Consider the following 13,387-nt stretch of genomic DNA (forward strand, 5'->3'; position numbering starts at 1 on the left):
AAGTATATTCCATTTGAACCAAAAATGTATTATGATAGAGCCATACAGCCTAGAAATCGCCCTGGTTTATCCGGGGATAGCGGGAATTCCTTAAACCATTTGAGAGGGGATTTCAGTATGAAGAGGTTCAAAAAGGCTATTGCAGTAATGTTAAGCATGATGCTCCTGTTTGCTTTCGAAATGACTGCGAATGCGAGTGAAAACACGGAGGCTACATCGAATCAAGCGATTAAAGTGGAATCCGATATTCAGCTAACAACTGTAAATGAAGATGTGATTAAGCGTTTAACGCGGGCAGACAAGCCAGACAGCGTTACGTCTTCGGTTTATGTCATGCAAGAAAATCTCAACTTCAAGACACCAGAGACAACCTCATTGAAAAGGGAATCTATTTCTTCGCTGAAAGCAAGCCCAATGGCTGCTTCAGCCACAGCTTCTTCTGCTACGTATTCCGGTACGATTACGCAAGAAGGAGGTACACAATTTTTATACCCTATCTATTTGCAGCCTGGTGAATTGTTGCAGTCCCAGTTGGATGGTCCATTTTCAGCCCAGCTTGACTATGACTTATACTTATATGAATTTGATATGACTACAGGAGACATTAATCCTAATGCCATTGATGCATCCACCTATGGTACTTATTTTAACAATTATGAACAGGGGGCTGCCTCACTTCCTGAAAACGTAGGAACCCGCAACGCTGCCGGATATGAAAAGGCATATGCGATTGCTGTCCATGCCAAAAAAGGTTCCAGCATCAATGATCCTTTCTATTTAACGGTCGATACAAGTTCCAGCTACGATGCATATGAACCAGATGAGAGTGCTTTCCATGCCTATAACTTTACCTTTAGTACGGGCGGTTCATCGCTTAATTCACGCTCTATTCATTCAGGCATTGATAATGACTGGTACCAAGTTACGATCCCTGCCAGCCGCAATTATGATGCTTTGAACGTAAAGCTTGACAGTGTTTCGGACGGTTATGGCTACAAAGCGGAAGTCTACGGAGCTCTTACCGGAAACCAAATGGTGCTTTTGCCGCAAACAAATCATAATGTTAGCTTAAATACAGGAACCTACTATGTGCGAGTGTACACAACCAATCAGTATTCACCCAATCATTTGTACACACTTACACTGAAGCCGGTGCTTCGAGCTGGCAAAATTGAAATTACCGGCTATGATTCTCCTAATGGCCCTAATGATTATCCGAACTACTCATATGGTCGTCATTATCGGGCTAATCAACGCAGCAACTTTACCGTGAAGGGTGTAGTTAAGACAACTGATGGTTATCCAGTGGCAAATGCGCCTGTTGATGTGACATGGTTGAATCAGAACTGGACTGAAAGCAGCGGGAATCGTACTCGTACAGGCACGGCTTATACGGATCAGAATGGAGCCTTTAGTGTGACTCTTTCCCTGCCATCTTCCACTGGAAGTATAGCGGAATACCTGTCTGGAGCCATCAGTTTTACACACTATTATGATCTATCAGGGGTAGCCGTTCAGGTGTCAGGTACTTCGATTATAGACACGGATATTGTATATCACTTTGCCTATAGTATTTATGGTGGTTGATGGACGGGGTATTAAGCTAAAACTTTAGGTAACTTGTTGCTTGAGTATTTTATATTTGAAACAAAAGTAGTTCGTTTCAATATTTGTTCATTTTTGGGACAAAGCATATATTCATTCCATATATGCTTTGTCCGATATATATAGAAACAGGGTCACATTACACTATACATACGCCTTAGATTGCCTGTTACAAACATGACAGGAGGAAATAGGATGAATTTTGGACCTCTTAGAGCACAGCAAGCGATTCTTAATGCGAGTAGTTTACGGATCAATCCGACAAGCAAGCAAGCTCCACCACCCCAGCTTCATGAAGAACAGGTCTCCAGAGTGGTAGTTCAAGACTCCGTGGAGATTAGTGAAGCCGGTAGACAGTTGGCCGAAGGGGCTATTGTATCACAGGCTGCCAAGTATTTCGGTACAACACAGATCAATGATTCATTAAACCGGGTTTTGGAAGGTCAGCCAGAAGAAGTGTCTAATGCAGTGTACAGTATGATTCAATCTAATTTTATCGTCGACGGAACAGTAACGGATGAGAGTCAGCGTGCTGTGCTGCTGGAGATGGGAGTCACTCAATCCAAGTATATTGCTGATCATTACATGGAAGGCGACAAGGCCAAAGAATTTCTCGAAACCATGAACCAGATTGCTGGTATTGCTTTAACACGATCCACTGATCCAGAGACCGGAGATATTAGCTACACGACTCCAATAGATCGTCCGTCAGGTGCTCCTGAGGATTATGTCAAGCTATCAGAAGTGATGAAGCAGGTCGATCCTCAAAAATATACGGCGTACATGAATGATATTAAAGGTGGTGGAAATGGGCTGAGCCAACTGTTAAATTTTGCGCAAAAGGTTCCTCAACATCCCGATTGGATTGAGAAATACAAGGAACGCACGGGACAGAACGCAGAGTTGCTAAATAACACACCGTTAAACAATCGGTTTGACAAAGCTGATACAACATCAGCTTCTGCTTTTTTGAACAGTATGCAAAATCTTCTTAAGGAATCTTCCGCTACTCAAGATTCTTACATGCAGAATATGCGAGGATTTTTTCGGAACTTGGGCGTTCAGATTCATTAACATCTTCAAATAATTTGTCAGTTCTGTTTACATCCTGCTTGGAACGAAGTATAATAGCTTCAAAACATACTCGTGATATAGAGGAAGCACCTCAAACCTAGGCATTAATGCCTTCGTTTGAGGTGCTTTTTCTATTTACCCGAAGCGAGTTTGTAAAACTCTTTGAAAATAAAATAAAGTAAGGAGAAGTGTATGTATCGAAAAAATAAGCGAAAGGTAAGGAAGTGGGTGTATGGATTTTTGGCTGTATTCCTACTATTAACGATGATTCCCATATTTCCGGAAAGGGTATCAGCTGCTGCTCAGGAGATCATTGGGGGCCCTTTTTGCCAAAACAATTTGCCGGGTGGAGGCGACAGCTGGGGTTCTTGGTCAGGAAATGGGATAGGAGCAACGGAAGTATATACTGGCATGGGTTCGGCCAGGTATAAATGTGATGGTACTACGCAGCCGACAAATCGTTTTATTGATATTGGAAGATCCATTAAGACTTCGGATTACAGGATTTTTGTTTACATTGAAGGGTCTTATCATACTGATATATATGCATCTAATAACGCAGCAGGCGACAGTTGGAGGCCTAATGGAACGAACTTATATACATGGACTAATGTAACGAAATTCTATGCGGATAGATATTATCAGGGAAAATGGTTAGATATCACCGACTCTATTACATTAAGAGATGTTCGATATTTCAGAGCGGTGGGAGATAGCCAACAGACAAGTGTTGAAATATCCAAGTTTGGAATCCGTGTTATTCCCAAATCGGACCTAATGCCTAAACCACCTCAGATCCATGCAGGTACAGAGGGACAAGCGATCACAGGGTGGACCAAAGAACCTGTAACCGTTTGGATAGATGGAGACGTGGCTCCTGAAGGACTAAAATACTATGAATATAGCCTGAATGGAGGAGCATTTCAGCAATACACCGGGCCTTTCACTGTCTATGACCATGGTGTAAATACAATTTATGCCCGGACAGTGGACGTAAATAACCAGTATAGTGGTCTTTCTTCCGGGAATGTCCGAATAGACAAGATGCCTCCAACTCCACCCACCCTAAGCGCAACGGGAAATAGTAATGACTACACCATTTCATTACAACCGGGTGTAGACGATTATTCTGGACTAGCCCATACTCAATTTCGTTTGACGGGCGTTGTGAATCAAGATTGGCAGGATTATAGTGGAGTGTTTCATGTGAATAAAGATGGTAAAAGCACGGTATATGCACGCTCCATTGACGGCGTCAGTAATGTGAGCCAAGAAGTAAGTAAAGAAGTCACCATTGATAAAAAGGGACCGACGGCTCCTGCCATCCGGGCTAGCGAGACAGGGCCAACGATCCGTGATGTGAATGTTACCCTTGATTCAGGAAGTGACTCTACAAATGGAATTAAGATGACACAGTATCGCTTGGGTCCATTAGGGGAGTGGCGGACATACAATGGCACTTTTACATTAAACGCAGAAGGGACTTACGAATTAGCAGCACGGACGATCAATAATCTCGACGTGTCTAGTCCAATCGTGACTCAATCGGTTATGATTGATCGAACCCAGCCAACGCCTCCGAAAGTTACGTTTTCCGAGGTGACGACATCTACTCGATATACCAATAAGCCAGTGCAGTTTGCTCTATCGGGTGCGACGGATACTACAGCAGTACATTATGAATATCAATTGGGTTCTGGCGCCTATGTTCCTGGTTCGTTTGGAATATTGAATGGTTCGGGTATCGTAAAATTGACTGCTCAAGCTGTAGATGCGGCTGGAAATCGAAGCGATCCGGTGTCCGCGGTGTCTTATATTGATTTGGAACCACCGACAATCCAACTGACGCCGGATTCGCGTGAATGGAAAGATACCCATATTCATGTGAGGATACGATATGCCGATCAGCATTCGGGGATTGAGTTATCCACAATGCAGTATAAAATCACGAACAGCCCTGATTCACCCGAAAACTGGGATGCTACAGCCGATACAACAATCCAGATGGATCTTTCAGATGAAGGCGAATGGTATGTTCATGCCAAGGTCAAAGACAAGGTGGGTAATAATTATGAAACGGTCAGCAGTGCACTTCGCATTCAAAAGCAGCCCCAGTCGGTTGTGCTCTCTGCGACATCCGTACGAAATACGGAAGCTGATTTGCAGTGGACTCTCCCGTCGGTCCTTGATGATGGTTACGTTTATACAGTCCGAAATCTAACAACTAATGAGGTTTGGGACGTTACGCATCCGGCAAATTCTTTTACAGATAGAGGGCTGCAAGGAGGACGGCAATACGAATATGAAGTCCGTTCTAGTAATCATGTAGGAGGCAATGCGTATTCCAATCGAGTCCATGTATTAACGTTACCTGCTGCTCCTGATCATATCCAGTTACGACCTGTCTCACGTCATTCTACAGAAATCTTGGCTGACTTTACGCCAGTTTCATCAGCTAACAAATATAACATTACAGCAGCGGACGTAAGTACGGGAGAAATCATATTTAAGGATACGGTTACACAGGATGTGTATAATCCAATTACGGGAATGAAGCCTGGTAAATATTACGATGTTTCTGTATCAGCTATTAATGACACTGGAGAGGGTACAGCAAAGCATGTATCTTTTCTAAGCCTACCAGACAGCCCGAACGGATTCCGGAATGTAACTGTAAGAGAAGATGGAATCGATTTGAAGTGGAATTCTGTAATCACTGCCACCTACTACGCCCTAGAACGTGACGAAGTCTCGGTTTATAAAGATGTGTATACAGAATTTACCGATACTGATCTTCAGGCAGGAACAGAGTATGGTTATAACGTTTCCGCTGAAAATGCAACAGGATTCGGAGACTATGCCCATCTAGGAGTCATCACTTTACCTGATCGAGTAACTACAATATCAAGTGTGACGAAGGATGTGTATGCTATCGGTGTTGCGTGGCAGGATGTGCAGGGGGCTGAAGGATACATCTTGAATGTTAACGATGAACCGAAGGTGCGGGTTGCGCGTGGTATCCATTCTTATACTTTTGAGGGCTTGCCTGCAGGTAGATCTGCCAATATTAAAATACGAGCCTACAATCGAAGTGGTACAGGCAAAGATACATCTATCAACGCATTAACACTACCTGATTTGGCTGTGCAACTTGCAACTGAAGATGTTCGCGAGCACGATGCCACGTTGATATGGGCCCCGGTTGATGGGGCAACTCAATATAAGGTAACGATCAACGGTCAAAATTTTTATAGTACGGAACCACGTGTGGTTGTATCTGGTTTAACAGGTGGGAAAAACTATGATTTTCAAGTGAGCAGTGGGAACAGTAGTGGTTTCAGCCAGCCAGCGTTGGGTAAGCTGCTGACACTTCCTCCTCAAGTACAAAATGTTAATGTTACAGAACTTGAGGATGGCCAGATTTCGCTGAGCTGGGATGAAATCAAGAGCGCTTATCAATATACTGTATTCCGCAGAGATACGGGGGAAGTTTTTAACACCAGAGATACTCATATTAAGCTTTCAGATATCCAGCCTGGTATGATTTACTCGTTTGGTATACAGGCCGTGAATACAACGGGGGTAGGTAATATAGCTCCCTTTACGTATCGCGCTTTGCCAGGTCAAATACCAGACAATAGATTGACTGTGAAAGAAGTAACAGATACCGATTTGGTTGTTACGTGGAAAGAAGCTTCGGGTGCAGATGCTTACAATGTCTACCAAAACAGGGTGCTTATCGGTCATACGACCTCCCATGAATTTAAAGTAGATGGATTGGATAGTTCTACATTGTATCGTATTACCGTCAAGCCATTGAACACAAGTGGTGAAGGTAAGCAGACAGAAGATCAGGTCGAGACGCTGCCGTCTCCAGCGTTTGCGTTTTCAAAGACAGAAACAAAGAATAGTGAGTTTATCATCCATTGGGAGTCAGAACATAAAAATGATATTTTCGTTCTCGCTAGTGAAGGAGGAACAGAGCTATATCGTGGTAAGGATCGAAGCTATATCTGGAAACAACTTAAAGAGAAGCAGTTGTATACCGTTCAACTTTGGGCAGAAAATAGTCAAGGAAAACGCACAGAAGCAAAACAAGCGCACGGAAAAACAACGGGTAATACTTTGGACGCAGGGGGTGGAGCAGGAGGGGCGGAGAGTGTAAAACCGATTCAACCTGTTGTAAAGGAGCCGATAGAAACAAAGCACATTCAAGATTCAACCGTTAAGACGAAGGCAAATCATTTTAGTGACATTGATCGGGTATTTAATAAAGAAAAAATAAATGTGCTTGCCGATTTGGGTGTAGTAAAGGGAACAACTCACACGCTATTTGAGCCGAACAGACCTGTGACGCGTATGGAGTTCACTTCTATGCTGGTCCGTTCCTTGAAATTACCGCTCGAAACGGATGTGACTTTAGGCTTCGAGGATATCAATCCATCGGCGTGGTACGTTGATCTGCTCAAAACGGCGATTAAAGATCAGGTCGCTCGTGGGTTTAGTAATAGAGAATTTGGCCCAGATCGGGTCATTAACCGTGAGCAGGCGGCTAAAATGGTGAATAACATTATCAAAGCTACACCACAGCAAGAAAGCAGTGCATACTCAGATTCCTCTCAAATTGTAGAGTGGGCCAGAAAGGATGTACTTGGTCTAACCGAGATTAATTTAGTACAAGGATATCCAGATGGTAGCTTCCGTGCCAAACAGGAGGTCACACGGGCGGAAGCGGCTGAGATGATTTATAACATGCTACAAATGAAATAGAACGAATCAAGGGGCGGCGTTGGCCAGCCCCTTTTTTTGTGTGTACTAACTTAACTTATTCCGCAATAGCGGGGTTTATATTGGATGCTCTGTAGGCAGGAACGCCATTAATGAGTGCGGTTCTTAGCTGAATATATCGTATACCATAATAGGAGGTTGTACTACTCATCCCGGAGGAAAGTACAGCTACTTTATAATATGAAAAAGGAATCTCATTACTAAATTGATAGGTTGTTTTTGCAGTGGTTGGCAAAGTTTCGACTTCACCTAACCTAAACCAATTTTCTCCGTCATTAGAGCCGTGAAAAGAAAATGAAAGTATAAAAGCTCGAGAAGATGGCTGAGCTAAAAGAATATCATTGATCGTCTTACCTGTATCTAATTTGAAGATGATTTCTCCACCTTTACCGCTTAAACTGCTCTCCCAATAGAGATTATTATCGACTAAAACATTTTTCGGAAAAGTATTTTTAGAATCCCCGTTGGTTGAAACATTTTCCTCTGCTATAACAACAGGATCTACGGAAAAAGTATAGTTGTCTGGATTTTGGCTGAATTTTGCCATGTTGAAATTCCCCCTTTAGTTTAATTTTTGAATGTGTTGAAAAGGTTGATTTATATCATTTATATGGAACTCTCTATGAATATATTCCTTGATGATAGAATGCATACTAGTGTTTAAGCGGTCCAACATCATAATAGCAAGCTCATTTGCGGGCGGGGAGTTGCATGTTTAGAATATAAATAACTAATTAAGGTGCGAGAAAGGAAATGGATAGAATATGAAAATATACACTTATTATTTGGGAGACGGCATATTCCCTTTGGATTGGGAAGTTTGTTTTAGTACTGTTGAGGAATATAAAAGAAAATTATTTGAGAAGTACACGACTTCCCAAGAATATAATGATTTTGTAATAGGTGGATTTAATGTGCTTACTGACAAAATAGATGCGATTCTGAATTATGCTTTAGAGAACTTTCGAAAAGAATTTTCTCATAATTATGAGTTGCGTTGTCCGGCTATGATATTTCCATTGCCAAGAGGCGATGAAAGTAATGGTGCTGAGTTTGCTATTGTTTTAAAACGAGATGAAGATGGAGATACAATGGTCTATTCCCCACTCCCATTGTCATATTTAGAAAGAAGTTAATGCTCTACTGAAAGAAAATGAGGAAACCAAGTGTTGAATAATGTAAAGCTATCCCAGCTTTCCCCCTGGCTATATGGAGTGCATTGATTTGTATCGAAGAGATCTCTACGTTTCGAATTAAGTATTGGAAGTTGCTCCAGAAAGATATCCAGTAAATTGCTACGGGGCAGTTTTCGGAGTACAGGCACGGATGGGCACCTGCCTACATACAATAAACAGACCGCAAGCCCGGTAAGTAACAAAGGCCGGTAAGTTCGCAACTACCTCAGGAGGTGTCATCCGTGCCCGGACTATTTAGCGCTATCGCTCTGTTCATCAAGGAATTGACGCTACTCGTTTCCTACGTGAAAAACAACGCCTTTCCGCAGCCATTGACTGAGAAAGAGGAAGCTCGACACCTAAAGCTGTTTGCCGAAGGCAACGCACACTCCCGTAACACACTCATTGAACATAACCTACGGCTGGTGGCCCATATTGTGAAAAAATTCGATAACACCGGCGAAGATTTGGAGGATCTTATATCCATCGGTACCATCGGACTGATCAAGGCCATTGAAAGCTTTCAGACTGGGAAAGGCACCAAGCTGGCAACATTTGCAGCCCGTTGTATAGAAAATGAAATCCTGATGCATTTGCGATCTCTGAAAAAAACACGCAAAGACGTATCTCTCCACGATCCTATAGGGACTGATAAGGAAGGCAACGAGATTACTTTGATTGATATCCTCGGCACCGAGGCGGACGATATTGTAGATAAAGTACAACTCAAAATCGAGAAGAGTAAAATCTATCGCAACCTGGATATTTTAGATGAGCGCGAAAAAGAAGTGGTGATCGGCCGCTTCGGCCTGGAAGCCGGAGGAGAAGAACGAACACAGCGGGAAATTGCACGAGAACTGGGAATTTCGCGCTCGTACGTGTCACGAATCGAAAAGCGCGCGCTGATGAAGTTGTACCATGAGTTTTACAAGCAGAAGGGGTAATGGATAAGGAGATATATGAAGCCGCTTGAGGCCCTTAACAGGGCCTTTTTAGGTCTTTTTCATAATTCAATTACTTGCTTCTTTTCAGAGGCGTGTTTAAATTGCATCCCCCTCTGCCCATCCAATATTCTTACCTAAGGCTATCTTATAAAAACAACTGCTCCTTTTCGCTTAAATAATAACTATTTTGCTATGTGTTTTCATTTAAAACGCAAATAAAAGCCTGTAGTGGTTTTCTACACTACAGGCTAAAAATGCTTGATATTATTGGGTATTTTTACTTCGTCAGGACAAGCTCCTTCGCTAGTTGGCTCTCTTGGACTGAATTTATTTTCCTACATACTCATCCAAAAATCGATCTACTCTTTTGAAATATTCAGTGGGGTAATGGTTGATGGCATCGATGTGCTCCGTATTTTGCGGGTACCATACTTCTGCTTTTGGGTTATCTTTTAAGGACTCGTAAATAATTTCTGTATTTTTATAACTAATTTGCTGATCTCCAGTACCATGAATGAGCATAACTGGCTTGTCTTGCATCTTTTTTACCGCATCCATAGGAGATATGGAATCAAGATCAACCTTAAAGGCCCAATTTGCCATCCATGTCGATGTATAACTGAATGGAAACGCAGGTAAACCTGAAAAGAAGGGCAAACCCTCTCTCAGAAATAGACCAGCATTACGAAAAGGACTATCCGCAATTACGGCTTTGATGTCATCACTTTCACTTGCGGCTAGCAAAGAAGTAGCAGCACCCATTGAAAAGCCGATAACTCCAATCTTATCACCCGTATGGTCTCTGGATTTTAAATAGCTTACAGCTCCTAGCAAATCGTATTTTTCATTGAAGCCCAGTGTAATCAAATCACCATCGGATTTACCTTGTGAGCTGAGGTCAAATGCCAATACATTGTAGCCTTTCGGAACGAAATGCTCTACTAACTTTTGGGTCCGCCCTTTGACTAAACGATTGCTCGTATATCCATGGACGACAATAATCGTCTTATTACTTGATTTACCAAGACCACTTGCAGGAAAGAAGGAACCTCTAATCGTATTATCATTTTTCAGACTCTTGAACTCGACCTCTTCGTAGGGAGTTTTATCGATATTCAATCCGTAGCTGACATTAGTGTCCCTAGGATGGTGCAACAAGGTGTCTACTACTTTATAAGATATAAAAAATACAAGAGCCATCACAAGCAAGAGCACGATGCCTAGGCTCCATAAAATTTTCTTTCGTTTTTTCACACGAACGTTAAATGTCAGATCGGGTTGTAATGATGCCTGACTCATTCAGATTCCTCCAGTTTTTCTTTAGGTTGTATGGGGGCGAACAAATAAAAGGCATGCCCCTTCAGATTTTCCCACTCGGGATGATGAATAATACTTTCTTCAAGAGTTAAGGCCACTCCATTTAAGAAAGAGATATAGGCACGAGAGATCATTGCTGGAGAAAAGCTTTTGTTGAATTCTCCCATTAACTGTCCCTTGGCATAGACGCATTCGATCGCATCTGTCATTACCTTTATACTTTCAAGGACCTTCTGTGTAAGTTCAGGGTATCTTATTCGTTGTCCTAAGACAGATTGAACAAGCCGCAATTCATTTATATAGAAGTAGATATGGTTGAATTGTTCTGCCACCATGTTCTTAATCAATACGCCCGGCGTCCCCTCTTGTTGTAGACAAGCAAGCGATTTCACCTGAATATCAGCAAGCGGCTCAAGGACAGCGGCGTAGTATAAAGCTTCTTTGCTGGGGAAATATTGAAAAATGGTTCCAGGAGTCACTCCCACACTCTGCGCAATGATAGCCGTTGTGGTATTAGAATATCCACTTTCTGCGAACAGGACAACAGCTTCTTCTAGGATACGTTTACGCCGCTCCAGTCTTTTTTCTTCATTGATGGGTCTTGCCAAATGTATTCCCCTCTCTTTAAACTAAACTTTTATTAATTAAATGAATGATTATTTAATTAATAATATATCTTAAATTACGACTTATAGCAAGAGTGAATTTATTTTACTTACAAACAGAAGGGATAAATGACAAAGGAGATACGTAGAACTCCGCAGTATTTGAAGGTACTAATTAGGGCCTTTTTTCATTATTTGTATTTCAAACAGAGTTCAAAATGGTATGGATAGAGTGCAGGATTATGGTTATGTCATCAGCTGGACGAATATCCTTACGGAACGTGGACGTAGTGGCGAGCCTAAATTTTCGCACGATGACTCTACGAGAAAATTTGTTTATACTTTAACTACTTAATAGTGAATGCAATGGATATGAGGTGGAAGCTAATGATTCTGGTAAGTTCGTGTTTGGCGGGCATGAAGGTACGATATAACGGGACGGATAGTCTGGATATACATATTCAGAAGTTGGTAAAGGAAAAGAAAGCTATGACGATCTGTCCTGAGCTTTTGGGGGGCTTTGTGACTCCGAGAGAGCCTGCTGAGATTATTGGAGGGACAGGCGAGGATGTGCTGAACGGCACAGCCAAGGTGGTCGAGTTCTCAGGCAACGATGTCAGCGATATGTACATTAGAGGTGCGTACGAAGCCCTGAATATAGCCAGAGAGGTTAACGCAACATTTGTTGTTTTAAAAGAAAACAGCCCGTCCTGCGGATCAGCAGCAATATATAATGGGTCATTCGAAAACCGTAAAATAGCAGGTAACGGGGTAACCTCGGCTTTGTTAAAAAAGGAAGGCTTTAAGGTCATATCGGAAGAACAAATATCGGATATTTTCTTGGATTAAATATGAAATGGTAGATCAAGCGCCTTGCTAGCTTACAGGCTTATACCTGCGAGCGCAAGACGCTTGTTTGTGCTGTGTGCCGCCATACAATATAGACATCGTATTATTTAAGCTTTAATGCAAGAATTCCTAGGTATTCCTTGAGGGCTGTTCCGGTTGTAGACATGGCCCCAGCAGACGGCGAGAGCTTGCCAGCATACAGTGACAGCTTTTCACTTGCCAGATAGTCGGTAGGATAAGCTATGACCTGTATGCCTGCACGCTGAAATTCCAGTGCAGCACGTGGCATATGGAAAGCGGAGGTCACCAGAACAGGTCTAGTGAGTTGATGTTTTCCCAAAATTTGCGATGTATATACGGCATTTTGCTGTGTGTTCAAAGAACGGTTTTCGATCAGGATGTCCTTAGCCGGAATACCGAGTCCTAGCAGCTGCCTTTGCGCAATATTCGCTTCATTACCACTGTCTCCAAACACTTGCCCACCGGAGAAAAGAATGGGTAAGCCTGTTGCTTCGTGCAGTCGGGCCGCAGTGAGCAGTCGATTAGCCGCAGATCCTAGCAGATTGCCTTGTCCATTGATGTCGGGAGTTCCTTCTGTGGCTCCGCCCCCAAGTACAACAATGACATCGCCTTGAATAGTACGGGGTTGTGGGTACTGTTTTTCCAGGCTACTGATTAACAAATCACCAGCCAAATTGGTCGAGGAAACGTACAGCAGCAATGTGACAAGAAGCAGTACGACCGCAGGTATACGTGCCTTTTTCCATATCCAGATCACGAGCCCTGCCATCACGAGGATGAACAAACCGGGAGGGAGCACAAAGCTGTACAAAAATTTGATGATATAAATCAAGTGCAGACAACCTCCTATCCTTATAAGCTTTATAAGTCTTTTTGGTATATTGTAACATAGGCAAATGACTGGATTCCTCTGTCCGAAGACATACCTCGATGAACAAGCGGGCATGAAAGGTAGAGCTTTCCAATACATATTTTTTGTTTGATAAAGTTGTTCTGTAGGCGTAATATA

10 protein-coding genes are annotated in these 13,387 nt (G+C 42.5%); 6 read left to right on the plus strand and 4 right to left on the minus strand.

Features of this window, described 5'->3' with window-relative positions:
- Positions 1-117 precede the first annotated feature (117 nt).
- From C1T21_RS20595 to C1T21_RS20605, 3 genes are all read left to right on the plus strand, one after another.
- Positions 118-1,587, plus strand: coding sequence for an Ig-like domain-containing protein (locus tag C1T21_RS20595; RefSeq protein WP_103049559.1), 1,470 nt, complete (start codon positions 118-120; stop codon positions 1,585-1,587).
- 213 nt (positions 1,588-1,800) lie between these two features.
- Positions 1,801-2,679 carry a hypothetical protein gene (locus tag C1T21_RS20600; RefSeq protein ID WP_103049560.1) on the plus strand — a complete coding sequence of 293 codons (879 nt, stop codon included), beginning with the start codon at positions 1,801-1,803 and terminating at the stop codon, positions 2,677-2,679.
- Positions 2,680-2,871: 192 nt separating this feature from the next.
- Positions 2,872-7,449 carry a fibronectin type III domain-containing protein gene (locus tag C1T21_RS20605; protein ID WP_103049561.1) on the plus strand — a complete coding sequence of 1,526 codons (4,578 nt, stop codon included), beginning with the start codon at positions 2,872-2,874 and terminating at the stop codon, positions 7,447-7,449.
- A 55-nt stretch (positions 7,450-7,504) separates the two neighbouring features.
- Here C1T21_RS20605 and C1T21_RS20610 read toward each other — a convergent pair whose 3' ends face one another.
- A complete protein-coding gene (locus tag C1T21_RS20610) occupies positions 7,505-8,014 on the minus strand; it encodes a discoidin domain-containing protein (protein WP_103049562.1) in 510 nt (169 codons plus the stop codon).
- A 217-nt stretch (positions 8,015-8,231) separates the two neighbouring features.
- Here C1T21_RS20610 and C1T21_RS20615 point away from each other — a divergent pair, with 217 nt between their 5' ends.
- Positions 8,232-8,603 (plus strand): hypothetical protein, encoded by a 372-nt coding sequence (locus tag C1T21_RS20615; protein WP_103049563.1) that lies wholly within the window; start codon positions 8,232-8,234, stop codon positions 8,601-8,603.
- Positions 8,604-8,884: 281 nt separating this feature from the next.
- The gene (gene sigK, locus C1T21_RS20620; RefSeq protein ID WP_013311218.1) at positions 8,885-9,586 is read left to right on the plus strand and encodes an RNA polymerase sporulation sigma factor SigK; all 702 of its coding nucleotides are present in this window, start codon (positions 8,885-8,887) and stop codon (positions 9,584-9,586) included.
- 327 nt (positions 9,587-9,913) lie between these two features.
- On the opposite strand, the gene C1T21_RS20625 is transcribed toward sigK, so the two are convergent.
- Both C1T21_RS20625 and C1T21_RS20630 read right to left on the minus strand, forming a co-directional pair.
- The gene (locus tag C1T21_RS20625; RefSeq protein WP_103049564.1) at positions 9,914-10,885 is read right to left on the minus strand and encodes an alpha/beta hydrolase; all 972 of its coding nucleotides are present in this window, start codon (positions 10,883-10,885) and stop codon (positions 9,914-9,916) included.
- Positions 10,882-11,511 (minus strand): TetR/AcrR family transcriptional regulator, encoded by a 630-nt coding sequence (locus C1T21_RS20630; protein WP_103049565.1) that lies wholly within the window; start codon positions 11,509-11,511, stop codon positions 10,882-10,884. The genes C1T21_RS20625 and C1T21_RS20630 overlap by 4 nt, the downstream gene beginning before the upstream one ends.
- 384 nt (positions 11,512-11,895) lie before the next feature.
- Here C1T21_RS20630 and C1T21_RS20635 point away from each other — a divergent pair, with 384 nt between their 5' ends.
- A complete protein-coding gene (locus C1T21_RS20635; protein ID WP_103049566.1) occupies positions 11,896-12,357 on the plus strand; it encodes a 2-thiouracil desulfurase family protein in 462 nt (153 codons plus the stop codon).
- A 103-nt stretch (positions 12,358-12,460) separates the two neighbouring features.
- Here the strand turns inward: C1T21_RS20635 and C1T21_RS20640 are convergent, their stop codons facing one another.
- Entirely contained in the window at positions 12,461-13,210 is a 750-nt protein-coding gene (locus C1T21_RS20640) for a YdcF family protein (RefSeq protein ID WP_103049567.1), read from the minus strand.
- Between the last annotated feature and the right edge of the window lie 177 nt (positions 13,211-13,387).

The sequence above is a fragment of the Paenibacillus sp. F4 genome, from assembly GCF_002894905.1.
In the GTDB taxonomy this organism is placed as follows: domain Bacteria; phylum Bacillota; class Bacilli; order Paenibacillales; family Paenibacillaceae; genus Paenibacillus; species Paenibacillus polymyxa_B.

Coding starts and splice junctions, on each gene's coding strand:
- C1T21_RS20615 (WP_103049563.1), top strand. CDS start 8,232: ATGAAAATATACACTTATTATTTGGGAGACGGCATATTCCCTTTGGAT.
- C1T21_RS20595 (WP_103049559.1), top strand. CDS start 118: ATGAAGAGGTTCAAAAAGGCTATTGCAGTAATGTTAAGCATGATGCTC.
- C1T21_RS20635 (WP_103049566.1), top strand. CDS start 11,896: ATGATTCTGGTAAGTTCGTGTTTGGCGGGCATGAAGGTACGATATAAC.
- C1T21_RS20605 (WP_103049561.1), top strand. CDS start 2,872: ATGTATCGAAAAAATAAGCGAAAGGTAAGGAAGTGGGTGTATGGATTT.
- C1T21_RS20600 (WP_103049560.1), top strand. CDS start 1,801: ATGAATTTTGGACCTCTTAGAGCACAGCAAGCGATTCTTAATGCGAGT.
- C1T21_RS20610 (WP_103049562.1), bottom strand. CDS start 8,014: ATGGCAAAATTCAGCCAAAATCCAGACAACTATACTTTTTCCGTAGAT.
- C1T21_RS20625 (WP_103049564.1), bottom strand. CDS start 10,885: ATGAGTCAGGCATCATTACAACCCGATCTGACATTTAACGTTCGTGTG.